We start from the raw sequence: 24,981 nt of genomic DNA, 5'->3' as shown, positions 1-24,981 counted from the left end.
CGGGGAGCGCGGGTGTGCGCCTGCTCCTCGCTCGCCCGGACCCGTCGGGCTCGCCATGCGAGTTTCTCCGGAGTCATGGAGCGGAGGCGGCGCGCAGTGCGCGCGCGAGGTGGGCGCGGCCGCCTCTGACGGACTCGGCTGTCACCTCGTCGGCGCCTGGATAGTCGGCATGGCCGGCGGGAAGGACGGCGAGTTCGAGCATCCGCGCCGCGTTCGCGACGCCGAACTGTCCGGGCGGCGGCACATACGGGTCCCACAGTGCCGCCTCCACGCGCACCGGAACGCGGGCGAAGCCGAGGGTTGACGAGGCGTCGAACCAGCGCAGAGCCTCGCGCGCGTCGGGATGCGCGGCGACGTGATCGCGCACGGTCTCCCCGCTGCCGAGGCAGTGAACGGCGAGGCGCTCGTCGTACTGCCCGAAGCTCGGGACGATGAGGGTCGCCCCGATATACCGGTCGTCCCACGGCAGGGCGAGCGCTCCGATGCCGCCGCCGAAGCTCTCGCCGACGTAGTAGAGCGGCACGCGTCCGACGAGCGCGGTCAGGGCATCCGCCGCGAGCCAGAGGTCGCGGGCGCAGAGTCCCAGCACGTAGTCGTCGGGGTTCTCGATCCCGGCCAGCACATGCTCGGCCTGGATCTCGGGGGCGCCGATGCCCGTGTTCAGCGTGGGCAGCCCGCGGGCTACGGGAAAGATCGCCGCCGCATCCTCGGGAATACGAGCGAGGTCGATCGCATCCCGCCCGCCGTATCCGTGGCTGTGCACGACGCCCACCCGCGCGGGCGGCGAGACGGGCTCGACGAGCCAGGCACGCAGTCGGATGCCGTCGACTCCGGCGTGCTCGATGATCGACACCCGCCGGCCGTGGATGCTCTCGGTGGACAGCACGGCGGGTGCGGCATCCACCGTCTTCGCCTGTGCGCGCCACGCCTGCCATCGCGCGGTGAAGCCGTCCGGCGCTGGAACCGGTGCGATCTCGCGGAGCGTGGCGAGCGTGTGTCCGTAAGCGGCGTCGAACTCGGCGTCGGGGAACCAGGTGTCGTAGGGAGGGGGGAAGGTCATGACGAGACGACGCTACCGAACGTCCTCCGGATGCCGCGGCTCAGGCGCTCGCGCGCCGCGCACGATACGCCGCCACCGCGTTGCGATTCGTGCAGGTCGTCGAGCAGTAGCGCTTCGACCGGTTGCGGGAGAGGTCGAGCGCGAGCGCCTCGCACGTGTCGTCGGCGCAGGTCGAGATGCGGGATCCCTCGTCGGTGCGGATGACGTCGATCAGCGCCATCGCGGTCTCGATCAGCACGCGCTCGGCGAGGGGGCGCTCGTCGGCGACGGCGTGCAGGTGCCAGTCCACACCGTCATGGCGCACGAGTCGCGGCGCGAGAGACGCTTCGGCCAGCGCGGCGTTGACGTGCTCGGCCATCTCGTCTCGTCGCGCGATGAGCATGGAGCGCAGGCGCGGGCGGATCGCACGCAGCGAGGAGAGCTCGGCGTCGTCGCGGTCGAGGCGGCCGGAGTAGGGGAAGTCCGCGAGAAAGGCGTCGTAGTCGGCGAGCGTCTCGAGGGTCTCGGGCTCTTCCGCCGAGTTCACGAGCCGGATGGCTGCGCGGAGCGCCTCTTCCGTGTCATCGGTGAAGTTCATGTTGACACCTTACAACGTGCACGAGTAGCGTCACCTGTCATGAGCGAAGTTGCGAATGACATCTCGATGCGCGGCGTGCGTTTCGGTCTGCCTCTGGCGATCGGCGCGGCCTTCGCGTTCGGGATGTCCGGCGCCTGGGCTCGCGGGCTCATCGATGCAGGGTGGACGCCCGGTGCTGCCGTGACCGCGCGTGTCTGGGTCGCCGCACTCGTGCTGCTCGTGCCGACGGTCCTGTCGCTGCGCGGGCGGTGGGCAGTGCTCCGCAAGAACGCCGGGATGGTCGCCGCCTACGGACTGCTCGCCGTCACCGCCACGCAGCTCTGCTACTTCCAGGCCGTCGCCGTGATGGACGTCGGTCTCGCACTGCTCATCGAATACACCGCGCCGATCGCCGTCATCCTCTGGCTGTGGCTCCGCCGGGGCGAGCGGCCGAGTCGGCGCAGCGTGATCGGCGCGGCCATCGCCTTCGTCGGACTCGTGCTGATGCTCGACATCATCACCGGCGCCGAGGTCGATGTCGCCGGCATCCTCTGGGCACTCGCCGCGATGGTGGGTGCGGCGACGTACTTCCTGCTCTCGGCCAAGGCCGACACCGGACTGCCTCCGATCGCGCTCGCCGGGGGTGGGCTGCTGCTCGGCGCGATCGCGCTGACGGTCGCCGGACTCGCCGGCATCCTGCCCATCGCCTGGACGACCGACGACATCACCTATCGCTTCGGCACCGTGCCGTGGTTCGTGCCGGTGCTCGCGATCGGCCTGGTCGCGACGGCACTCGCCTATGTGCTCGGCATCGCGTCGACGCGGATGCTCGGCTCCCGCCTCGCATCCTTCGTCGCGCTCTCCGAGGTGGTCGCCGCGCTGCTCTTCGGCTGGCTGCTGCTCGGACAGCTGCCCGATCTGCTGCAGGCCCTCGGCGGGGCGCTGGTGCTGGTCGGCGTCGTCGTGGTGAAGCTCGGCGAGCCGCGTCCCGCCGAGTTCGTCGAGCCGGTGCCGGATGCCGTGGAGCGGCCGCAGCGGTAGCGCAATGTATACGCGAAGCACCCGATAACCGCTCCCCTGATCATCGAAACGTATTTGTGTATACACTGAGGGCATGAGCTCTGTCGCCGATCGCATCACCGCCGGCGATCGAGCCCACGCCGCGCTGCTCGAGGAGATCCAGTCCGGCGCCCTCCCCGCGGGGTTCGTGCTCGGCGAGGTCGAGCAGGCCGCCCGCCTCGGCATCAGCCGCACCCCGATGCGCGAAGCGCTGCGCCGCCTCGCCGCCGACGGCCTCGTCGTGCAGCAGTCGCCGCGAGTGACGGTGGTCGCCGACCTGGATGCGGACGACATCCGCGCGCTGTTCGAGATCCGCCGCGCGCTCGAAGAGACCTCCGCCCGACTCGCGGCCCAGCGGGGTGACGCCGCCCTCTTCGCCGCCCTCGCCGACGAGTTCGCGCACGTCGACCTCACCGCCGTCGAGGGCCGCGACGCGTACTACGCCCTGATCGCCCGCTTCGATGCCGCTCTCGACGGTGCGGTCGACAACGACTACATCGCCTCGGCCCTGCGCACCGTGCGCACCCACCTCGTGCGAGTCCGCCGCATGGCCCGCGACAAGCCGGCCCGCCTCGCAGCCTCAGCCGCCGAGCACCGAACGATCGCGCAGGCCCTCGCCGCCCGAGACGGTGACCTCGCCGCCCACGCCACGCACGTGCATCTGCACAATGCGCTGACCGGCATCCTCGACTCCCTGACCGCCAACCCAGAAGGTGTGAAATGACCGTCACCCACCACGTCCGCGTCCACCGCAGCGATGAGAACCTCGCCCGCGAAGACCAACTCGCCTGGAAGATCGCCGAGGTCGCCGCCGACCCGGTCGAGGTCGAGCAGGACGTCACCGACATGATCATCAACCGCATCATCGACAACGCGTCGGTGGCCGCGGCATCCCTCACCCGCGGGCCCATCAACGCGGCTCGCACCCAGGCGTTCAGCCACCCCGTCTCGACCGGCGGCATCGGCGCCACGGTCTTCGGCGCGGCGCTCGACCACCGCACCAGCCCCGAGTGGGCGGCGTGGGCCAACGGCGTGGCCGTGCGCGAGCTCGACTATCACGACACGTTCCTCGCGGCCGAGTACTCGCACCCGGGCGACAACATCCCGCCGATCCTCGCCGTCGCCCAGCACGTGCAGGCCGACGGCCGCGCGCTGCTGCGCGGCATCGCCACCGGCTACGAGATCCAGATGGACCTCGTGCGCGCGATCTGCCTGCACAAGCACAAGATCGACCACGTCGCGCACCTCGGCCCGTCGGCCGCCGCCGGCATCGGCACGCTGCTCGGGCTCGACGTCGAGACGATCTACCAGGCCGTCGGTCAGGGCCTGCACACCACCACCGCCACGCGTCAGAGCCGCAAGGGCGAGATCTCGACCTGGAAGGCGCACGCCCCGGCCTTCGCCGGCAAGCTCGCCGTCGAGGCGGTCGACCGGGCGATGCGCGGTCAGACGAGTCCCGCGCCGATCTACGAGGGCGAAGACGGCGTGATCGCCTGGATGCTCGACGGCAAGGACGCCGCCTACGAGGTGCCGCTTCCTGCCGCGGGCGAGGCGAAGCGCGCGATCCTCGACTCGTACACGAAGGAGCACTCGGCCGAGTACCAGGCGCAGGCGTGGATCGACCTCGCCCGCAAGCTCGGCACCGAGAATCCGGCGCTGCGCGACCCCGCCAACATCGAGGCCATCGTGCTGCACACCAGCCACCACACGCACTATGTGATCGGCTCGGGTGCGAACGACCCGCAGAAGTACGACCCCACTGCATCCCGTGAGACGCTCGACCACTCGATCCCGTACATCTTCGCGGTCGCGCTGCAGGACGGCGGCTGGCACCACGTCGATTCGTACACCCCCGAGCGGGCCGGTCGCGCAGACACGGTCGCCCTGTGGCACAAGATCACCACGGCCGAGGATGCCGAGTGGACCCGCCGCTACCACTCCGAAGACCCCGACGTGAAGGCGTTCGGCGGGCGCGTCGAGTTCCGCCTCACCGACGGCACGACCGTGGTCGATGAGATCGCCGTCGCGGACGCGCACCCGCTGGGTGCTCGTCCGTTCGCCCGCGAGAACTACATCGCGAAGTTCCGCCTGCTGGCCGAGCCCGTGCTCGAGTCCGCGGAGATCGAGCGGTTCCTCGAACTCGTGCAGCGCCTGCCCGAGCTCACGGCCGCGGAGGTCGGCGAGCTGTCGATCATCGCGAAGCCCGGCCTGCTCGAGGGCGCCGATGCCCCGAAGGGCCTGTTCTGATGCTGTATTCGCACGTCACCCCGGCCGAGAAGCGCCGTCTGTTCCGCGAACGGCTCGCGAGTGGCGAGCTGCTGCGCTTCCCCGGCGCGTTCAATCCGCTGAGCGCCCGACTGATCGAGCAGAAGGGCTTCGACGGGGTCTACATCTCGGGTGCGGTGCTCTCTGCCGACCTCGGGGTGCCCGACATCGGCCTCACCACGCTGACCGAGGTCGCCGGTCGGGCCAAGCAGATCGCGCGGATGACCGACATCCCCGCGATCGTCGACGCCGACACCGGTTTCGGCGAGCCGATGAACGTCGCCCGCACGATCCAGGAGCTCGAGGATGCCGGCCTCGCCGGCACGCACATCGAAGACCAGATCAACCCGAAGCGTTGCGGCCACCTCGACGGCAAGAGCGTCGTCGACGAGAGCACGGCGATCCGTCGCATCCGCGCCGCCGCCGACGCTCGACGCGACCCGAACTTCCTCATCATGGCGCGCACCGACATCCGCGCGGTCGAGGGACTCGAGTCCGCGATCGATCGTGCGGAGGCGCTGGTGGATGCCGGGGCGGATGCCGTCTTCCCCGAGGCGATGCGCACCCTCGGCGAGTTCGAGGCGATGGCGAATGCGCTCGACGTGCCGATCCTCGCCAACATGACCGAATTCGGCAAGAGCGATCTGTTCTCGGTCGACCAGTTGCGGGATGCCGGTGTGAACATGGTCATCTGGCCGGTGTCGCTGCTGCGCATCGCGATGGGCGCGGCGGGCGGTGCGCTCGATACGCTGAACGAGGAGGGGCACCTCACCTCGAAGCTCGGTGAGATGCAGCACCGTGCCGATCTCTACGACCTGATCGACTACGAGTCCTACAAGCAGTTCGACTCCGGCGTCGCAGGCTTCACCGTCACGAAGGAGTGAGCATGACCGAGCCGGACATCAAGAAGGGCCTCGCCGGGGTCGTCGTCGACACGACCGCGATCTCGAAGGTCAACCCCGAGACGAACAGCCTGCTCTACCGCGGTTATCCCGTGCAGGAGCTGGCGGCGACCCAGCCTTTCGAGGCGGTGGCCTACCTGCTGTGGCACGGCGAGCTGCCGACGGCCGACGAGCTGGCCGCTTTCCGCGCGGAGGAGCGCCTCCACCGCGCTCTGACCGACAGCGTGAAGACCGCGATCGACCTGGTTCCGCTCGACGCGCATCCGATGGACGAGGTGCGCACGGCGGTCAGCCTGATCGGTGCCTCCGACACGAACGCGGGCGGATCGGTGCTCGATGCCGGCGGCAGCCCGGAGGAGAACCTCGAGCGCAGCATCCGTCTGTTCGCCGCTCTCCCCGCGATCGTCGCGTACGGTCAGCGCCGCCGCCGGGGGCAGGAGACGATCGCACCGCGCGACGACCTCGACTACTCGGCGAACTTCCTCTGGATGACGTTCGGCGAGGAGCCCGATCCGGTGGTCGTCGACGCGTTCAACCGCTCGATGATCCTGTATGCCGAGCACTCGTTCAACGCCTCGACGTTCACGGCCCGCGTGATCACCTCGACGCTCAGCGACCTCTACTCGGCGGTGGTCGGGGCGATCGGCGCGCTCAAGGGTCCGCTGCACGGCGGCGCCAACGAGGCTGTGCTGCACATCTTCGACGAGATCGGCGAGGCCTCGAACGTCGTGCCGTGGCTCGACAAGGCGCTGGCCGAGAAGCGCAAGATCATGGGCTTCGGGCACCGCGTCTACAAGAGCGGCGACTCGCGGGTGCCGACGATGAAGGCGGCGCTCGACACCCTGGTCGAGCACTACGACAAGGCGGAGGTGGCAGAGCTGTACGACGCTCTCGAGTCGGAGTTCGTGGCGCGCAAGGGCATCTACCCGAACCTCGACTACCCGTCGGGCCCTGCCTACAACCTCATCGGCTTCGACACCCTCACCTTCACGCCGCTGTTCGTCGCGGCGCGGGTCACAGGGTGGACGGCGCACATCATCGAACAGGCCGGTGCGAACGCTCTGATCCGCCCGCTGTCGTTCTACGACGGCGTCGACGAACGCCACATCGAGAACTGATCGGCGCACCGGCCCGGGTCGACGACCCGGGCCGGTGCCGGATCGGATGCCGCACTCCGCGGCGCGACGTCAGCTCGCGCGCGGGAGGGTGCCCAGCTCCGTGCCGGACGCGTCCTTGATCACGAGGACGTCGCCGTCGATCTCGACCGCACGCACGCCCCGCATCCAGCCGTCCACTCCGGGGCACGCCTTCAGCGTCGAGGCGAATCGGGCGAGATCGACACGGTCGCCGTTCACCGAGTAGGTCGTCGTGATGCCGTTGCAGCCGTCACTGCCGTGCACCTCGCCGTCGGCGGTGAACTCGAGGTGCGGCTGACCGGAGGCATCCTCTCCCCACAGTCCGACGAGCTTCTCGACGACGGCGCTGTCTTCGCCGTTCGGGTCGGCGCTCGACGTCGGCGCACTGCTGGGGCCGCCGGTCGCGCAGGCTGCGCCCATCACGGCGAAGGCTCCCAGGATCGCGAGGCCGACGAGGGTGCGTGCTCTGCGGTGGGTGCTCATGGTGGCCATGGTAACCGTGTCGTCTGCGAACGCAATCCGTTGTGCGGCGGGCGGTCGTTCTGCCGTATCGCAAACGAGAGGGCCAGGTCAAGAGGCGAAATTCTGGTAAACAATTTCCCCATTCTGTGGATTTACTGGGTACGCTTCTGGAGATCCCTGCTCGTCTCGACGAACAGGATCCTGCTTGTCGGGGGGCCAGCGTCGCAGTTCACGCCTCCACCGGGAGGCGAACGGTTCTGTGTGCACAGCACACTGCCGACTATGAAACTGACTGACGATCCGTGACCAGCAAGGACATACATCACATGAAGCACAGAGTGACAGGCCGCCGCCCACTGGCGCTGACGGCCGCCACCACGCTCGCCCTCTCGGGGCTCTTCCTCGGAGCGCCTGTGGCGTTCGCGGACGACTCCGCAGAAGCACCCGGACAGGACGCTCCTCTCGAGGTTCTCAACACTCGGGCGGAACTCGACAAGGTCGGCACCGACATGGTCGCCGTCGGCCAGACCGCGGATGGCGGCAACGTGGTCGTCGTCACCGCGGACAGCGCGGCCTCCGACGCCGAGATTTCGCAGATCGCGGCAACCGAGGGCTTTCCTGATGCATCCGTCGTGAAGGTCGACCGCACCCTGTCTGCTTTCGCCGAAGGCGATGTCGTAGGCGGACAGGGCTACCTGTCAGTCGCGCCCGACCTCCCGGGCTTCCTCGCGGGCGAGCCCGACGCTGCAGCCTGGTCGTGCTCGCTCGGCTTCGCTGCGTTCTCGCCCGCCGGTGACCCGGCGCTGCTGAGTGCCGGACACTGCGCATTCGATGAAGATGGCGAGCCGCTCAGCGACACCACGCTGACCGTTCCCAGCAGCGAAGACGCAGCCGGTGGTACCCAGACCGCGCTGCCGGCCACGATCGACCTGCTCGGTACGTTCGGCTTCGCCCAGTTCGGCGGCGCGGACGGCGGCCTCGGTTCGAGCGGTGAGACCACTGCGACCGACATCTCGGTCATCGACATCGCCCCCGACTCCGGCTGGAACCTGGTTCCCGCGGTCACCGACTGGTCCACGGCCGGCGACTCGCTCAGTTCGCTCGCCGACAGCGTGATCGACATCAAGTCGGTCGCCGCTCCGGTGCTCGGAGAGGTCTCGAAGAGCGGCCGCACGACCGGTTTCACCACCGGCACGGTCGACGGCGACGACATCCTCGACGGCTGGGCGCCCATCGACGGCCACTGGGTGCGCGGCTTCTCGAGCAACACGCTCGCGGGCCCCGGTGACTCCGGCGGCGCGGTCATCCAGGGCAATGCGGCCGTCGGCCTCATCAGCGGTGGAACTGAGGCGACCGAGACCGAAGAGCAGTTCACCTGGGCGGCATCGCTTGTGACCGCTCTGCCCCAGACCGGTGGTTATGAGGTCGCACTCGACCTCGACGCACCGGTCGTCACCAGCCCGACCGATGGCGCCGAGGTGCAGCCCGGAACGGCCATCACCGGAACCGCTCCCGGCGCGGAGAAGGTCACGGTCAGCGGCTTCGGCGCAGACCAGACCGTCCGCGTCGTCGACGGCGCGTTCTCGGTGGTCGGCCCGGTCGAGCTCGGCGAGCAGACCATCTCGGTCCGTGCCCGCACCGGCTTCAGCTCCTCCGAGACCGTCACGCTCGACGTGAAGGTCGTGCCGGCTCCGCTCGTCGCGCCGGTCATCACCTCGCCCGCCGACGGATCGACCGTCAACGAGACGGTCACCGCGATCAGCGGCACCGGCCTGCCGACCACCGCCATCACGGTGACCGACGCCCAGACCGATGACGTGCTCGGCACCACCGAGGTCGCCGCAGACGGTTCCTGGACCGTCGACGGACTCACCCTCGAGTACGGCTCGCACAGCGTCGTCGTGACGCAGACCCGCACGATCGACGGCGAAGACGAGGTCTCGCCTGAGGCCACCTCGTCGTTCTCGGTCATCCCCGTCTCGCCGGCCGTGACCTCGGTCGCGAACGGCGCGGAGTTCGCCCACAACGACGGTCCTTCCGGACTCGCCGGCTCGGGCATCGACGGAGCGACCGTGACGGTGAAGCTCACCGGCGCCGAGCCGACCACGGCGAACACGGCGGCCCTCGCGGGCGCCTTCGCCGCGGCGAGCGGCACGTTCACGGCCACTGTCGAGGACGGCGCCTGGAGCGTCGACTTCGGTGCGGCTCTCGAGTCGGGCACCTACACGGTCTCGGCCACGCAGGCCATCGACGGCGTCTCGTCGGCTCCGACCGACCTGGCGTTCGCTGTTCTCGCCGCACCGGTCGCCGGCGGTGGCGGAGCCGCTCCCGCTCCCGGTGAGGGTGGCGCAGCCGCCCCGGGTGACGGCGGTCTCGCCGCGACCGGTTCCGACATGCTCGTCCCGCTGACGGCCGGAGCCATCGCGCTCGCCCTGCTCTCGGGCGGACTGCTGCTGGTCGTGCGTCGTCGCCAGCAGATCCAGAGCTGATCGCCTGATCACGATCTGACGGAGTGACCGGCCTCGGCCGTGAACCCCATCGCTGAGAAGCCCGGTATCGATCGATACCGGGCTTCTTCGCGTCTGCGGGGTGCTTCGTGGTGCAGGCGCGCGGGATGCCGGACACGCAGAAGGCCCGACATCGGAATCCGATGCCGGGCCCTCTCCTGTCGAGCCGAACCTCAGGCGAGTTCGATCACCGACCACGACAGCGGCGGCAGCGTCGCACGCACCGACCCGTCGACGACCTCGGCGGCGCCGAGCGGCACCATGTGCACGGCATCCTGCGTGGTCTCGAGGTTCGCGGTGCGACGGTCGCCACCCTCGGGGATCGTCAGCGTCTCGGCGTTCACGACGCGGAGGCCGGTGAGGCCGCGCAGCTCGACGGTCAGGTCGCTCTCTTCGGTCAGCGAGCGGTTCGCGACGAAGACGACGACTCGTCCGGTCTCCTCGTCCCACGTGGCCGCGGCATCAACCGAGTCGACTCCGCCGTAGCGCTTCGTCTCGATCTGCGGAGCCGCCACCGCGAGGCGCAGGATGCGGCCCTTGGCGAGACGGGCCATGCGCTCGAAGGGCCAGAAGCTCGTCTGACGCCAGGCCGGACCGTTCTCCTCCGAGCGGATCGGCGCGATCACGTTCACGAGCTGCGCCTGGTTCGCGATCTTCACGCGATCACCATGACGCAGCAGGCTGTTGAGCAGCGTGCCCACGACGACGGCATCCGTCACGTTGTAGGTGTCCTCGATCAGACGCGGGTGCTTCTTCCACCCGGCCTTCGCGATCTCGACCGACTCGACGTCGTTGAACTTCACCTGGTCCCACACGTTCCACTCGTCGAACGAGATGTCGACCTGCTTCGTGTGCTTGCCCGCCGCCTTCACCGCATCGATCGTCGCGATGACGCCGTCGATGAACGCATCCATGTCGACCGACTCCGCGAGGAACGACTCGGCGTCGCCGTCATGCTCCTGGTAATACGCGTGCATCGAGATGAAGTCGACCTCGTCGTACGCGTGAGTCAGTACCGTGTGCTCCCAGGTGCCGAACGTCGGCATCGACCGGCCGGACGAGCCGACGGCGACGAGCTCGATCGTCGGGTCGACGAGCTTCATGGCCTTGGCCGACTCCTGCGCCAGCCGCCCGTACTCCGTCGCGGTCTTGCCGCCGATCTGCCAGGGGCCGTCGAGCTCGTTGCCCAGGCACCACAGCTTGATGTCGAAGGGCTGCTCGGCGCCGTTCTTGCGGCGAAGGTCCGACCAGTACGTGCCGCCCGGATGGTTGGCGTACTCGACGAGCGACCTGGCCTCCTCGACACCCCGGGTTCCGAGGTTGATGGCCTCCATGACCTCGACATCGGCATCCTTCGCCCAGTCCATGAACTCGTGCAGGCCGAAGGCGTTGGTCTCGATCGTGTGCCAGGCGCCGTCGATGCGCACCGGGCGGTCTTCGACCGGGCCCACCCCGTCTTCCCAGCGGTAGCCCGAGACGAAGTTGCCTCCCGGGTATCGGACCACGGTCGGACCCATCTCCTTCACCAGGGCGAGGACGTCCTGACGGAAGCCGCGCTCGTCGGCCTGCGGGTGCCCCGGTTCGTAGATGCCGGTGTACACGCAGCGCCCCATGTGCTCGACGAACGACCCGAAGAGCCTCCGGGGGACGTCGGCGATGGTGAAGTCGCGATCGATGGTGATGCGGGCCTGAGACATTGCTCTCCTTGTTTCTGGCTCTCGAGCCGGGTGGGGGACTACTGACCGCCGAAGCCGCTGGTCGCGACGCCCTTGACGATCTGCTTCTGGAAGATGATGAACACGATGATTAACGGCAGCGCCGCCAGCACGGCCTGAGCCATCACCTGGGCGTACTGCACGCCGTAGGCGCTGATCACCGTCTGGAGGCCGACCGGCAGCGTCATCAGCGTGGTGTCGTTGATGACGAGGAACGGCCAGAGGAAGTTGTTCCAGGCGCCGATGAACACGAAGATCGCGACGGATGCCAGGATCGGGCGCGACAGCGGCAGCACGATCGACCAGAAGATGCGCAGTCGGCTGGCGCCGTCGACCCGGGCGGCGTCTTCGAGCTCGATCGGGATCGCGTCGAAGAAGCGCTTCAGGATGAACACCATGGCCGGCGCCACGACCTGCGGCAGGATCAGACCCCAGTAGGTGTCGATCATGTTGAACGCGAGCATCTCGTAGAACAGCGGGATGATGAGCACCTGCGGCGGCACGACGATCGAGGCGATGATGGCGACGAACAGCCACTTGCGACCGGTGAAGTCGAGCCGCGAGAAGGCGTAGGCGGCCAATGCCGAGATCGTGAGCGTGATCAGGGTCACGGCGATCGACGTCCACAGGCTGTTGAACGCCCAGGTGTAGACGTTGCCCTGCGACAGGATCGCGGTGAACGCCTCGATCGTCGGGCCCGAGGCGCCGATCCAGGACGGGTCGCCGCTGGCGGCATCCGTCTCGGTCTTGAACGCCGTCGCGATCGCCCAGAGGAAGGGCAGCAGCCAGCCGACCGCCAGGACGATGAGGACGACGAGTGCGCTGATGCGCAGCACGCCGAACGGCTTCTCGCCCGGCAGGTGCGGGCGACGGGCCCGGGCGGGCTTGGTCGTGGTGATGGTCTCGGTGAGAGTGGCGGTGGACATCACAGCTGCGACTCCTTCCGGCGGCGCGTGATCAGAGCCTGCGCGACGCCGATGATGACGATGAGGGCGAAGAACACATAGGAGATCGCGGCCGAGTAGCCGAATCGGTAACTGACGAAGCCGGCTTCGTAGATGTACTGGACGATCGAGCGGGTCGTGTCACTCGCGACACCGCCGAGCATCTGGTACGCCTGATCGAAGAGCTTGAGCGACGCCAGGATCTGCAGGATCAGGATCAGGACGGTCGCCGGTCCCAGCTGCGGAAGAGTGATCGACCAGAACTGGCGCCACGGCCCCGCGCCATCGAGCGATGCCGCCTCGTACTGCTGCGGCGGGATGTTCTGCATCGCCGCGAGGTACAGCAGGAAGTTGAATCCGACCGTCCACCAGACGGTGGCGATCACGATCGACAGCATGTTGGTGTCGGGATTCTGGAGCCAGGCGAGCGGCTCGAGACCGAAGAACTCGAGGATGTTGTTCGCGGCACCGATCTGCGGGTTGAAGATCCACACCCAGATCTGCGAGATCACGGTCGAGGCGAGCAGATACGGCATGAAGAACGACAGTCGCCACAGCCACTGACCCGGGATGCCGCGGTCGACGAGCGCCGCCATCAGCAGGGCGATAACGACGAGCGGCACAGTGGACAGCAGGGTGAACCACACCGTGTTGCCCATCGACTGCCACATCTTCGGATCCGTCAGCGCCTCGGCGTAGTTCGCGAAGCCGATGAAGGAGCCGCCGGCGCCCGTGAGCGATTGGTCGGTGAAGCTGAGGATGATGCCGTGCACGATCGGCCAGGCGAGGAACAGCACGAACGCGAGCAGGAACGGAGCGAGGAACGCCCAGCTGATGAGCTGCTCGCGGTTGCGGGAGCCGGCGCGACGGATCGGGATGGCGGCCTTGGAGCCGGTGACGATGGTGCGCGTGGAGTCGGTTGCCGTGGTCATGATGCGAACGTCCCCTCGGGGTCTGCCGGGTTGGGCTGACGGAGCAGGGTGTTCACCCGTGCCTCGAACCGGTCGATCGCCGCCGCGGGGTCATCGCCCGACAGCAGGACGCCCTGCACCGCGGCGCCGAACTCGCCCTGGAAGTTGGAGCCCGATCCGGTGAACCACGCGGTGGGGTCGTACACGACGTGCTGCGCGGCCTCGGCGTAGTGGGCCTGGGGGACGAGATCGGCGTACTCGGGGGACTCGGTGACCGGCAGGAAGGCGGGGATGTGCCCGGCCTCGGCCCAGCCGAACGAGCCCTTGAGCATGTCGGCGACGAACTGGTACGTCAGGTCGCGCTTCTTCTCGTCGGCGTTGGTCTGATGCGGCAGCACGAACGAGTGCGAGTCGGCGTAGACCGCCGGGGTGCCGTAGAGCGTGGGGATCATGGTCGCGTCGAACGGGATCTCCGCGTTCTGCATGGTGCGGAGCTCCCAGACGCCGGTGAACAGCATGCCGCTCTTGCCGGTCGCGAACTCGGCGACGGCGCTGCCGTAGTCGGCCTGGGCGAGGGCGATCTCGCCGTCGAGCAGAGTGCGCATGAGCGAGAGGGACTCGACCGCGGCATCCTTGTCGATCACGGCCTTGCCGCCGGCGGGCAGCTCCATCGCACCGCCGTGCTGCGAGTAGAAGGTGTAGAAGAGGCGCCACATCTGCGCGCCGTCGCCGAGATATCCGTACGACAGCGCGTGGCCGTCGGCTTTGCCGCCGATCGTGCGCAGCTGCTCGACGAACTCCTCGGGAGACGACGTCTCTGCGAGGCGACCGTCGCTGTCGAGCACTCCGGCGGCATCGCAGATGTCGGTGTTGAACATCGCGACGAACGGATGCGCGTCGAGCGCGACGCTGTACATGTTCTCGCCGACGAAGCCCTTCTCCCAGATGGGCTTCGGGAACGTCGATGCGTCGACGCCGAGGTCTGCCAGTCGGTCGAGATCCCACGGGTCGAGCAGACCGCCGGGGGCCCAGCCGACCGTTCGGGTGGCGTGCATGATCGCGACGTCGGGGGCGCGGCCACCGGCGCCCGCCATCGCGAGCTTCGTGTAGTACGGGGTGCCCCAGGCGAGCACGGTGGGGCGGATGCGGTACGCGTTCTGCGCCGCGTTCGCGGTGTCGAGCAGCTGCGACATGGTGACGCCGTCGCCACCCGAGAGCAGATGCCAGAACTGGAGGGTCGTGGTGTTCGAGCCCGGGACTGTGCCGGGGGCGCAGCCGGCGAGCAGTGCCGCGGCGGCCGTGACGGAGGCGGCAGTCAGGAACTGCCGTCTGGACATATCGAGCGGGGGCGTCATCGTCACTCCTTCGTGACAGCGGGCGGGGTCGGGGTACATCATTACATCGATGTAATCGGCGGCGCAAGAGTGAGCCGATGCTTCCGTGCCGCGTCAGGGGCGGTAGCCGCGCGGGGTGCCCCGCGTGCTGTCGCGCTCGAGCAGATGATGCGAGAGGGTGAGCGCGCGCGGGGGAGCGGAGCGGTCGTCCATGCGCGACTCGAGCAGCGTGAGGGCCGCGTCGGCGAACGCGCGACGATCGAAGGCGATCGTCGTGAGCGAGGGCGACGTGTACCGCGAGAACTCGACATCGTCGAAGCCCGTCACGATCACATCGTCCGGCACGCTCACGCCGTGATCGTGCAGCGCGTGCAGCGCTCCGAGCGCGAGCGAGTCGGTGAAGGCGATGATCGCGTCGAATGCCACACCCCGCCGGAACAGTGTGGCGACGCCATCCGCCCCACCCGTCATCGACCACGGCATCGGGTTGATCTCGAGAGCGGTGTCGCGCGGGATGTCGACCTCTCGCAGCGCGTCGTGCACGCCCTCGAGTCGCAGGCGACCTGTGGCGGTCGCGACCGCCGCGTCGTCATCGGCGCCGATCACCGCGATGCGGGTCGCCCCGCGAGACAGCACATGCCGGGTCACGTCAGCGGCGGCGCGGCGACTGTCGATCCGCACGTGGTCGGCCCTGTTCTGCTCGACCTCCCCGAGCACGACGAGCGGGGGCAGCCGGTCGGCGTACTTCAGCACGCTGTCCTCGAGGCGGATCGGGTTCAGGATCAGCCCGTCGACCAGGTGCGCGCGAGCGCGCGAGACGAGCTCCCGCTCGCGTTCGGGATCAGTCGCGGTCTCCTCGATCTGCACCGCCAGGCCCCGATCGTGCGCAGCGTCGACGATGCGATGCATCAGCTCGGCCGAGAACGCGGTGGCGAGGTCGGGCAGGGCCACGGCGATGATGCCCGAGCGGCCCTTGCGGAGCCCGCGGGCGTTGAGGTTGGGCACGAAGTCGAGCTCCACCATCGCCGACTCGACCCTGAGCCTCGTCTCCTCGCGAACGGCGACCGTGCCGGTGACGACGTTCGAGACCGTCTTGGGTGAGACGCCGGCAAGTGCGGCGACGTCCTTCATCGTCGCGCGCGGCGGCGGCATCGCAGTCATCCGGTCAGCCTATCCATGCGCATACCGAGCGCGGTGCCTCTCCGATGGCGGGCGAGGCTGCCGTGGCTACTATGGCCCGATGACCATCGAACGCAACTGGGCCGGCAACCTCACCTATCGTGCATCCGCGATCGAGCACCCGAGCTCGATCGATGAGCTGCAGGGACTGCTCGCCCGGGGCGGGGCCGTGCGCATCCTCGGGTCGCGGCACTGCTTCAACGACATCGCCGACACCGACGGGGTGCTCATCGCGCTCGACCGGCTGCCCGTCGTGTTCGAGGTCGCCGACGCCCGTGACGCCGTGCGCGTGTCGGGCGGGCTGCGCTACGGGGACCTCGCCCCGCTGCTCGATGCCGAGGGGCTCGCGCTCGCGAACCTCGCCTCGCTGCCGCACATCTCGATCGCGGGAGCCGTCGCGACCGGAACGCACGGCTCGGGAGACGCGACGGGATCGCTGGCCTCCGCCGTGCGCGCGCTGACGATCATCACACCGGCGGGGGAGATCCGCTCGCTCGCTCGCGGAGACGACGACTTCGACGGCGCGGTCGTCAGCCTCGGCGCACTCGGAGCGGTCGTCGACGTGACGCTCGATGTCGAGCCCGCCTACGAGGTCGCCCAGCACGTGTTCGAGCATCCGTCGTGGGATGCGATCCTCGCCGACTTCGACGAGGTGACGAGCATCGGAACGAGCGTCAGCATCTTCTCGCGGTGGGAGCACACCGACGTCGCCGACCAGATCTGGGTCAAGCAGCGACAGCCCGAGGCGCGCGAGAACACCCGCGCCGATCTCTTCGACCGACTCGGAGCGGAGCCTGCGACAGCGAAGCGGCATCCGATCATCGGCGTCGACCCGGTGGCCTGCACCGAGCAGCTCGGAGTGCCGGGGCCGTGGTTCGAGCGTCTCGCGCACTTCAAGCTCGAGTTCACGCCGTCGGCGGGCGCCGAGATCCAGAGCGAGTACCTGGTGCCCCGCGCCGATGCGGTCGCCGCGATCCAGGCGGTCCGCACGCTCGCCGGCCAGATCGCGCCGCTGCTGCTCGTGAACGAGATCCGCACGGTCGCCCCCGACTACCTCTGGCTGAGCTCATCGCAGGGTACGGATGCCGTCGGCATCCACTTCACCTGGAAGCCCGACGAGGCGGCCGTTCGCGAGTTCCTGCCGACGCTCGAAGCGGCACTGCCCGAGACCGCCCGCCCGCACTGGGGAAAGGTGTTCACGCTCGATGCCGCCGAGGTGCGCTCTCGCTACTCGCGCTGGGATGACTTCGCCGACCTCGCAGCGCGGTTCGACCCCGAGCGCCGACTGGTGAACCCGTACCTGGAGCGCCTGGGCCTCTAGCGCCTGCCGCTGCCGCGGGATCCATTGCACCACCGGGGTTGTTCTCGGTAACATTCTCCGAGGCTCGGCCGACGGAGGTGTGCATGGCGAACGTCGGTTCAGACAAGCCCAACATCCGTCAGGTGGCGACCATCGCGGGCGTCTCGCACATGACGGTCTCGCGTGTTCTCAACGATCACCCGAACATCAAGCCCGACACGAAACGCCGCGTGCTCGAGGCGATCGAGGAGCTCGACTACCGCCCGAACCTCGTCGCGCGGGCTCTCGCCACGCAGCGCACCCGCCGGATCGGCGTGATCGTCGAGAGCGCGGTGGCGCACGGTCCGACCAGCGTCCTGCGCGCCGTGGAGCTCTCCGCACGTGCCACCGGATACTCCGTCACGCCGATCGCTCTGCACGAGGGCGACCCGCTGTCTCCGCAGGAGGCGGTCGACAATCTCGTGACCCAGGGAGTCGATGCGCTCTGCGTCATCGCGCCCCGCTCGTCGTCCGTGGCGGCGCTGCGCCGCATCGCCATCACCGTGCCGATGCTGGTCGTCAAGGCAGACGCCGACCCGACGTTCCTCACCGTGTCGATCGACCAGCATGCGGGCACGACATCCGTGGTCGACCACCTCGTCGCACTCGGCCACCGCGACATCCTGCACCTCTCGGGTCCGCTCGACTGGCTCGACGCGAGGGCTCGGGAGCGGGCCTTCCATTCGCGGGCCAAGTCGTGGGGCATCCGCGAACGGCCCATCGTCGTCGGCGACTGGTCGGCCGACTTCGCCTACGACTTCGCGAAGGGGCTCACGCGGCTGCCCGACTATACGGCGATCTTCGCCGCGAACGACGACATGGCGATGGGGCTGATCCACGGTCTGCACGACCGGGGCTTCGAGGTGCCGCGGGATCTGAGCGTGGTCGGCTTCGACGACATCCCGCTGGCGCGGCACTTCATCCCGCCGCTCACAACGGTGCGCCAGGACTTCGGGGCGCTGGGCGTCGCGGTGGTCGAGATGCTGCGCGCGGCGATCGAAGGGCGGGACATCCCCACGCTCACCCGGATCCCGACCGAGCTCGTCGCCCGCGGCTCGTCGGCCGCACCTCGGGAGGTGCGATGACCTCCGACCGTGGTCCCGCGCCGGTCGTGCGGCTTGCGGGCATCACGGTCGAGTTCCCCGGCGTGCGCGCGCTCGACGACGTCGACTTCCGGCTGTTCCCCGGCGAGGTGCATGCCGTCATGGGCGAGAACGCCGCTGGCAAGTCCACCCTGGTCGCGGTGATCACCGGCACCCTCGCGCCGGAGGAAGGCACGGTTCTCGTCGACGGCGAGCCCCGTCGGTTCTCGGGGGTCGCCGACAGTCGAGCGGCGGGGATCGCGACCGTGTTCCAGGAGACCCAGCTGAGCCCGAATCTCAGTGTCGCGGAGAACGTGATGCTCGGGCGGGAGCGCCGAGGACGGTTCGGCATCGACTGGCGGAGGACGAGAGCGGATGCCGCGGAGGCGCTCGCCAGACTCGGGCTCGACGGCCTCGATCCGAAGACGCCGCTCTCTCTGCTCACGCCTGCGCAGAAGCAGCTCGTCGCACTCGCGCGCGCGGTCGTCGACGAGCCGAGGGTGCTCGTCCTCGATGAGCCCACCTCCAGCCTCGACGTCGCCGAGGTCGCGACCCTGATGCGCGTCATCCGCGGTCTGCGGCAGCGGGGGGTCGCGATCCTGTTCGTCTCGCACTTCCTCGAGCAGGCGTTCGCGATCAGCGACCGCATGACCGTGCTGCGCAACGGGCGGCGCGTGGGGGAGTATGCGACGCGAGACCTCGACCGGGCCGACCTGATCTCGAAGATGCTCGGCAAGGACATCGACAGCCTCCGAGCGCTCGGCTCTGAGCGCAAGGCCCACCACTACGCGTACGACGGAGAGCCCGCGATGCAGGCGTCCGGTGTGGGGCGACGCGGTGAGCTCGAGCAGATGGATGTCGAGATCCAACGCGGAGAGATCGTGGGCCTCGCGGGGCTGCGGGGTTCCGGGCGCACCGAGCTCGCGTCGCTGCTCAGCGGTTCGACGCGGGCCGACAGTGGCGAGCTCTGGGTCGACGGCGAACGGGTGCAGCTGCGGAGTCCGTCGGCGGCGCTGCGACACCGGATCGCGCTGTCGGCCGAGAACCGGGGGACGCAGGGCATCATCGGAGAGCTCACGGCGCGCGAGAACATCATCCTGTCGCTGCAGGCGTTGCGCGGGTGGACTCGTCCGCTCTCGCACGCGGAGTCGCGGGGGCTTGTCGAGACCTACGTCGAGGCCCTGCATCTGGATCCCGCCGACCTCGACCGCCCGGTCGGCCTGCTCTCGGGGGGAACCCAGCAGAAGGTGCTGCTGGCCCGTGCGCTGGCGGTGCGTCCGCACGTGCTGATCCTCGACGAGCCCACTCGGGGGATCGACATCGCGGCGAAGATCGATGTCCAGAGACGCATCAGCCAGCTCGCCGGTGATGGAGTGGCCGTGGTCTTCATCTCGTCCGAACTCGAAGAGGTGGTGCGGCTGAGCGATCGCATCATCGTGCTGAAGGACCGCGAGAAGATCGGCGAGCTCAGCAACGGTCCCGGTGTCACGGTCGACACCGTGGTCGAGATGATCGCCGCTGAGCTCAGCCACAGCGTCGAGCTGTGATCGGTAACAAGATCTTTCGCTTCCTAGACCGTTGATTTTCGTTTGACCTCTTGTGTTCCAGAAATTGTTCCCGGTAACATCACCGCAGGACATGCGATGCAGGTGTCCTGCAATCACGATCGGACCATGACTGGTCCACCACCGCCGGAGTGACCACCGGCATCTCAACGAGGAGAAGAAATGTCCGCGAAGAAGCGCATTCGCATCGCGTTCGGCCTGGCAGCAGTCGGCGCACTCACCATCGGCCTTGCGGCCTGCTCGACCGGCGACTCGGGCGACTCGGGCGACGGGGGTGGCGACGGCGACGACGTCACCACGGTCGGCTTCGTGGCCGTCGGTCCCGAGGGCGCATGGCGCGAGGCCAACGAGCAGAACATCCAGGACACCTTCACGGAGGAAGCCGGATACGACCTCAAGTACGCACCCGCCACCAACCTCGACCAGAAGTCGCAGATCGACGCGTTCACGTCGTTCGTCGACGAGGGTGTCGATGTGATCCTGCTCTCGGCCACCGAGGCCTCGGGCTGGGAGGACTCGCTCAAGCGCGCACAGGAGGCGGAGATCCCCGTCATCCTGCTCGACCGCGGCATCGAGCCCGACGACGACAGCCTGTACGTCACCCGCATCGCTCCCGACAACGTCGAGGTCGCGAAGGAGGTCGGCACCTGGGCTGCGGCGACGTTCCCCGACGGAGGCAACTACGTCGTGCTCGAGGGCCCGGCCGGCGTCGGCGTCGTGAACGAGCGCAACACCGGCTTCGACGAGGGCCTCGGCGACTCGTCGCTCACCAAGCTCGACGCGCAGACGGCGAACTGGTCGGCGGAAGAGGGCAAGAGCGTCTTCGAGACGATGCTCAAGTCCTCGAACAACGACATCCAGCTCGTGTTCGCACAGAACGACGAGATGGGTCTCGGCGCTGCGCAGGCCGCTGAGGAAGCCGGCCTGGTGGTGGGCGAGGACGTCAAGATCGCCACGATCGACGGCACGAAGAACGCCATGCAGGCGCTCGCCGACGGCCAGCTCAGCTACGTGCACGAGTACAACCCGCTCTTCGGCGAGACGGCCCTCGAGGTCGTCGAGAAGGCTCTCGCGGGTGAAGACGTCGACTCGTACATCGTCGTCCCCAGCGAGGCGTTCGATTCCGCAGAGGCGGCACAGGCCGTGCTCGCCGACCGCAAGTACTGACCCCGCCGCCGGAGCGATCAGCCAGTGAGCCCGGGCGGTGCCGCCACAGCCGCACCGCCCGGGCTCTTCCGGAGGAGGAGACACCGATGAACGAAGCACTGCCCATCGTCGAGATGCGTGGGATCTCGATCGAGTTCCCTGGCGTGAAAGCCCTCGACAAGGTCGATTTCCGGCTGTTCCAGGGCGAGGTCCACGCGCTCATGGGCGAGAACGGCGCGGGCAAGTCGACCCTGATCAAAGCCCTGACCGGCGTCTACCGGATCGACTCCGGGTCGATCGTCGTCGCCGGGCAGGAGCGCAGCTTCGGCGGCGCCGGCGACGCGCAGGATGCCGGGATCTCGACGGTGTACCAGGAGGTCAACCTCGCCCCCAACCTCTCGATCGGCGAGAACGTGATGCTCGGTCATGAGACGCGAGGTGTGTTCGGCATCAACTGGACGGCCACCCACCGTGCTGCGACCGACGCCCTCTCCCGACTCGGCCTGGGGCACCTCGACACCCGCCGGCCGCTCTCGACCCTCTCGATCGCGCTGCAGCAGCTCGTCGCCATCAGCCGCGCGATGGCGATCAAGGCCAAGGTGCTCATCCTCGACGAGCCGACCTCCAGCCTCGACGCCGCCGAGGTCGAGGGCCTCTTCACCGTGATCCGGGCACTGCGAGACCAGGGGGTCGCGATCCTCTTCGTCTCGCACTTCCTCGATCAGGTCTACGCGATCAGCGACCGCCTGACGGTGCTGCGCAACGGACTGTATGAGGGGGAGTACCTCACCCGGGACCTCGACCGCCACGCTCTCATCTCGAAGATGATCGGCAAGGACCTCGATGCGCTCAAGTCGCTCGGAGGCAACCGCCGCCGCGCGCCGCGCGAGGCCGATGAGAAGCCGCTGCTCGCGGCATCCGGAATCGCACGCCGCGGAGCGGTCGAGGCGACCGACCTCGACATCCGCCCCGGCGAGGTCATCGGCTTCGCCGGGCTGCTCGGCTCCGGGCGCACCGAGCTCGCCCGACTGCTCTACGGCGCCGACCGCACCGACGAAGGCGCGATCGAGCTGCATGGACGCCGGGTCGACCTCAAGTCGCCCGCCGATGCGCTGCCTCGTCGGATCGCCTTCTCGACCGAGAACCGCCGCGACGAGGGGATCATCGGAGACCTGACCGTTCGCGAGAACATCATCCTCGCCGTGCAGGCGGAGCGCGGATGGGCGCGTCCCATGAGCCGCAAGGAGCAGGATGCGATCGTCGACCGCTACATCGCGCAGTTCAACGTCCGTCCGGCCGACCCCGACCGGATGATCAAGAACCTCTCCGGCGGCAACCAGCAGAAGGTGCTGCTCGGCCGCTGGCTCGCCACGCAGCCCGAGCTGCTGATCCTCGATGAGCCGACCCGCGGCATCGACGTGGGTGCGAAGGCCGAGATCCAGGAGGCGGTGGCCGAGCTCGCCGAAGACGGCGTCGCCGTGGTGTTCATCTCTTCCGAGCTCGAAGAGGTCGTGCGCCTCTCCGAGCGGATCGTCGTGCTGAAGGACCACCGGAAGATCGGCGAGATCCAGAACGGACCGGACGTCACCGCGCAGGTGATCGTCGATGTGATCGCCGCTCACGGAGTCGAGGCCGCTGCCGAGACGCTCGACGACACCGACGGCGCCGTGCCCGATAGCATCGCCCCCACGACCGACAAGGAGGCAGCGCGATGACCGCGTCAGCCGGCACCACCATCTGGCGGGACCTGATCCACAAGCCGTTCTTCTGGGGCATCGTCGCGATCTTCGCGCTGCTCGCCCTGAACGTGATCAAGGACCCGACGTACCTCGCGCTCTCGATCAACCCCAACAACGGCAACCTCGTCGGCAACCTCATCGACATCCTGCGCCAGGCGGCGCCGATCATGATGATCGCGATCGGGATGTCGCTCGTGATCGCCACCGGTGGCATCGACCTCTCGGTCGGATCTCTGATGGCCGTCGCCGGAGCCGTCTCGATGGAGTTCCTCAGCGCCGCAGGCGACTCCTTCGGCGCAGCGCTCGCCGCGGTAGGACTCGCGCTGGTCATCACCGGCATCCTGGGGGCGGTCAACGGCGTCCTCGTCGCCTATGTCGGCCTGCAGCCCTTCATCGCCACGCTCGTGCTCATGCTCGCCGGCCGAGGCATCGCCAAGGTGATCACCGGCGGGCAGAACACGACGGCATCCAACGATGCGTTCCGGTGGATCGCGAACGGCTTCGTGATCGGCATCCCCGTGGTGTTCATCCTCGCGGTGCTGATCGTGATCGCCGTCGGCTGGGTCGTCAGGCGCAGTGCGCTGGGCCTCATGATCGAGGCGATCGGCATCAACCCCCGGGCCAGCCGCATGGCGGGTATCAAGCCGAAGGGACTGCTGCTCACGGCCTACATCATGAGCGGCATCCTCGCCGGGATCGCGGGCATCATGTCGGTCGGCAGCGTCATGACCGTCGACATCTCCCGCACCGGCTACCAGCTCGAGCTCGACGCGATCCTCGCGGTCGTCATCGGCGGCGCATCGCTGGCTGGCGGCAAGTTCTCACTCAGCGGCGCCTTCGTCGGCGCGCTGCTCATCGCGACGCTCGACAAGACCGTGCTGTATCTCGGCGTGTCGTCGTCGGCGACCCCGGCGTTCAAGGCCATCGTGATCGTCGTCCTGTGCCTGCTGCAGTCGCAGCGCGTGCGCAGCTGGTTCCGGACGCGACGCAGAGCCCGCCCGGTCGAACAGATCATCGCGAAAGAAGAGGTGTCCGCATGAGCGTCATGACCGCCCCTCCGGCTCCTCAGGCGACGGAGAGCGTCGCCGACCGTCTGCGACGCATGATCACGGCGAACCCCTCGGTGCTGCCGACGATCGCCTCGGTGGTCATCTTCGTCGGCATGGTGATCTTCGGCGAGGTGGCCTACGGCCGCATCCTGCAGTTCAACACGCTGTCGAACCTGCTCATCAACAATGCGCACCTCATCGTGCTCGCGGTCGCGCTGACCTTCGTGATCCTCACGGGCGGCATCGACCTCTCGGTGGGATCGATCATCGCGGTCTCGTCGGTCGCCGGTGTGATGCTCTCGAACGCCGGCTGGAACGCCTTCGCCGTGATCGTCGCGATGATCGGCATCGGAGTGCTCTTCGGCATCGTCTCGGGAGTGCTGATCCGGTACTTCGACGTGCAGCCCTTCATCGCGACACTGGCGATGATGTTCCTCGGTCGGGGCCTCGCCTCGCTGCTCAGCACCAAGCCCGAGCGGCTGGGTGAGGAGTCGCCGATCCGCTGGATCGGCACCCAGCTGAAGATCATCGACGGCCCGAAGGTCAACGATCTCGTGATCACCCCCGCAGTGCTCATCGCGGTGATCGTCGTGGCCGCCGCGTTCTTCGTTCTGCACCGCACGCGCACCGGCCGCACCGTGTACGCGATCGGAGGATCGGAGAGCTCGGCGCTGCTCATGGGTCTGCCCGTGCAGCGCACCAAGGTGCTCGTCTACGTGATCAGCGGCGGTCTCGCCGGTCTCGCGGCGGTGCTCTACACCGCACGACTCGGCACCGCTCAGAACATCACCGGCATCGGGTGGGAGCTCGACGCGATCGCCGCGGCAGTGATCGGCGGCACCGTGTTGACAGGGGCTTACGGATACGTGCTCGGCTCGGTCGTCGGTGCGCTGGTGCTCGGTCTGATGAACGTGCTCATCACGCGTGACGGAGGCATCCCGCCCGAGATGACGACGATCATCACGGGCGGCATCCTGCTCGTGTTCGTGCTGCTGCAGCGGGCGGTCACCCGAAAACGGGAGTAGCTTCCG

21 protein-coding genes are annotated in these 24,981 nt (G+C 68.5%); 13 read left to right on the top strand and 8 right to left on the bottom strand.

Translation table 11 applies throughout. The features are described from left to right. Positions 1-73 precede the first annotated feature (73 nt). Entirely contained in the window at positions 74-1,060 is a 987-nt protein-coding gene (locus SOM10_RS05835) for an acetylxylan esterase (RefSeq protein ID WP_320488901.1), read from the bottom strand. A 40-nt stretch (positions 1,061-1,100) separates the two neighbouring features. Next, on the bottom strand, positions 1,101-1,637 hold the full coding sequence (locus SOM10_RS05830) for a CGNR zinc finger domain-containing protein (protein ID WP_320488900.1): 537 nt from the start codon (positions 1,635-1,637) through the stop codon (positions 1,101-1,103). A gap of 39 nt (positions 1,638-1,676) precedes the next feature. Between SOM10_RS05830 and SOM10_RS05825 the strand changes: the two genes are divergently transcribed. The 5 genes from SOM10_RS05825 (at position 1,677) to SOM10_RS05805 (ending at position 6,960) form a co-directional block, all read left to right on the top strand. Continuing rightward, positions 1,677-2,657, top strand: a complete 981-nt coding sequence (locus tag SOM10_RS05825) for an EamA family transporter (protein WP_320488899.1) — start codon at positions 1,677-1,679, stop codon at positions 2,655-2,657. A gap of 73 nt (positions 2,658-2,730) precedes the next feature. Beyond that, complete coding sequence (locus SOM10_RS05820; protein WP_056280558.1) at positions 2,731-3,399, top strand: GntR family transcriptional regulator; 669 nt, start codon at positions 2,731-2,733, stop codon at positions 3,397-3,399. Further along, positions 3,396-4,922 carry an MmgE/PrpD family protein gene (locus SOM10_RS05815; RefSeq protein ID WP_320488895.1) on the top strand — a complete coding sequence of 509 codons (1,527 nt, stop codon included), beginning with the start codon at positions 3,396-3,398 and terminating at the stop codon, positions 4,920-4,922. The genes SOM10_RS05820 and SOM10_RS05815 overlap by 4 nt, the downstream gene beginning before the upstream one ends. Next, positions 4,922-5,824 carry a methylisocitrate lyase gene (gene prpB / locus SOM10_RS05810; RefSeq protein ID WP_320488893.1) on the top strand — a complete coding sequence of 301 codons (903 nt, stop codon included), beginning with the start codon at positions 4,922-4,924 and terminating at the stop codon, positions 5,822-5,824. Before SOM10_RS05815 ends, prpB begins: the two co-directional genes overlap by 1 nt. A gap of 2 nt (positions 5,825-5,826) precedes the next feature. Beyond that, positions 5,827-6,960, top strand: coding sequence for a bifunctional 2-methylcitrate synthase/citrate synthase (locus SOM10_RS05805; protein WP_053097920.1), 1,134 nt, complete (start codon positions 5,827-5,829; stop codon positions 6,958-6,960). Positions 6,961-7,029: 69 nt separating this feature from the next. Here SOM10_RS05805 and SOM10_RS05800 read toward each other — a convergent pair whose 3' ends face one another. Beyond that, complete coding sequence (locus SOM10_RS05800; protein WP_162253870.1) at positions 7,030-7,461, bottom strand: META domain-containing protein; 432 nt, start codon at positions 7,459-7,461, stop codon at positions 7,030-7,032. A 305-nt stretch (positions 7,462-7,766) separates the two neighbouring features. Here SOM10_RS05800 and SOM10_RS05795 point away from each other — a divergent pair, with 305 nt between their 5' ends. Further along, positions 7,767-9,929, top strand: a complete 2,163-nt coding sequence (locus tag SOM10_RS05795) for an LPXTG cell wall anchor domain-containing protein (RefSeq protein ID WP_320488890.1) — start codon at positions 7,767-7,769, stop codon at positions 9,927-9,929. Between the two features lie 191 nt (positions 9,930-10,120). On the opposite strand, the gene SOM10_RS05790 is transcribed toward SOM10_RS05795, so the two are convergent. From SOM10_RS05790 to SOM10_RS05770, 5 genes are all read right to left on the bottom strand, one after another. After that, positions 10,121-11,644 carry an alpha-N-arabinofuranosidase gene (locus tag SOM10_RS05790; protein ID WP_072591973.1) on the bottom strand — a complete coding sequence of 508 codons (1,524 nt, stop codon included), beginning with the start codon at positions 11,642-11,644 and terminating at the stop codon, positions 10,121-10,123. A 38-nt stretch (positions 11,645-11,682) separates the two neighbouring features. Further along, positions 11,683-12,588 (bottom strand): carbohydrate ABC transporter permease, encoded by a 906-nt coding sequence (locus SOM10_RS05785; RefSeq protein WP_053097912.1) that lies wholly within the window; start codon positions 12,586-12,588, stop codon positions 11,683-11,685. Then, positions 12,588-13,538 carry a carbohydrate ABC transporter permease gene (locus tag SOM10_RS05780; protein WP_053097910.1) on the bottom strand — a complete coding sequence of 317 codons (951 nt, stop codon included), beginning with the start codon at positions 13,536-13,538 and terminating at the stop codon, positions 12,588-12,590. The genes SOM10_RS05785 and SOM10_RS05780 overlap by 1 nt, the downstream gene beginning before the upstream one ends. Beyond that, positions 13,535-14,872: an extracellular solute-binding protein gene (locus SOM10_RS05775; protein WP_053099262.1), complete on the bottom strand. Its 1,338-nt coding sequence runs from the start codon at positions 14,870-14,872 to the stop codon at positions 13,535-13,537. The genes SOM10_RS05780 and SOM10_RS05775 overlap by 4 nt, the downstream gene beginning before the upstream one ends. Positions 14,873-14,965: 93 nt before the next feature. Then, the gene (locus tag SOM10_RS05770) at positions 14,966-16,012 is read right to left on the bottom strand and encodes a LacI family DNA-binding transcriptional regulator (RefSeq protein WP_320488888.1); all 1,047 of its coding nucleotides are present in this window, start codon (positions 16,010-16,012) and stop codon (positions 14,966-14,968) included. A gap of 79 nt (positions 16,013-16,091) precedes the next feature. Here SOM10_RS05770 and SOM10_RS05765 point away from each other — a divergent pair, with 79 nt between their 5' ends. The 7 genes from SOM10_RS05765 (at position 16,092) to SOM10_RS05735 (ending at position 24,975) form a co-directional block, all read left to right on the top strand. Next, complete coding sequence (locus SOM10_RS05765; protein WP_187250674.1) at positions 16,092-17,351, top strand: D-arabinono-1,4-lactone oxidase; 1,260 nt, start codon at positions 16,092-16,094, stop codon at positions 17,349-17,351. An 83-nt stretch (positions 17,352-17,434) separates the two neighbouring features. Next, the gene (locus SOM10_RS05760) at positions 17,435-18,454 is read left to right on the top strand and encodes a LacI family DNA-binding transcriptional regulator (RefSeq protein WP_320488886.1); all 1,020 of its coding nucleotides are present in this window, start codon (positions 17,435-17,437) and stop codon (positions 18,452-18,454) included. Continuing rightward, on the top strand, positions 18,451-19,998 hold the full coding sequence (locus tag SOM10_RS05755) for a sugar ABC transporter ATP-binding protein (RefSeq protein WP_320488884.1): 1,548 nt from the start codon (positions 18,451-18,453) through the stop codon (positions 19,996-19,998). The genes SOM10_RS05760 and SOM10_RS05755 overlap by 4 nt, the downstream gene beginning before the upstream one ends. A 180-nt stretch (positions 19,999-20,178) precedes the next feature. Next, on the top strand, positions 20,179-21,183 hold the full coding sequence (locus tag SOM10_RS05750; protein ID WP_295102126.1) for a substrate-binding domain-containing protein: 1,005 nt from the start codon (positions 20,179-20,181) through the stop codon (positions 21,181-21,183). 86 nt (positions 21,184-21,269) lie between these two features. Next, entirely contained in the window at positions 21,270-22,877 is a 1,608-nt protein-coding gene (locus tag SOM10_RS05745; protein WP_320488881.1) for a sugar ABC transporter ATP-binding protein, read from the top strand. Beyond that, entirely contained in the window at positions 22,874-23,941 is a 1,068-nt protein-coding gene (locus SOM10_RS05740) for an ABC transporter permease (protein ID WP_053097897.1), read from the top strand. Before SOM10_RS05745 ends, SOM10_RS05740 begins: the two co-directional genes overlap by 4 nt. Then, positions 23,938-24,975, top strand: a complete 1,038-nt coding sequence (locus SOM10_RS05735) for an ABC transporter permease (RefSeq protein WP_072591968.1) — start codon at positions 23,938-23,940, stop codon at positions 24,973-24,975. Before SOM10_RS05740 ends, SOM10_RS05735 begins: the two co-directional genes overlap by 4 nt. The last annotated feature ends 6 nt before the right edge of the window (positions 24,976-24,981 follow it).

The sequence above is a fragment of the Microbacterium sp. CFBP9023 genome (assembly GCF_034045055.1).
Taxonomy (GTDB): domain Bacteria; phylum Actinomycetota; class Actinomycetes; order Actinomycetales; family Microbacteriaceae; genus Microbacterium.
The sequence above is the reverse complement of the archived record's forward strand: the minus strand, read 5'-3'. Positions and strand labels throughout refer to the sequence as shown.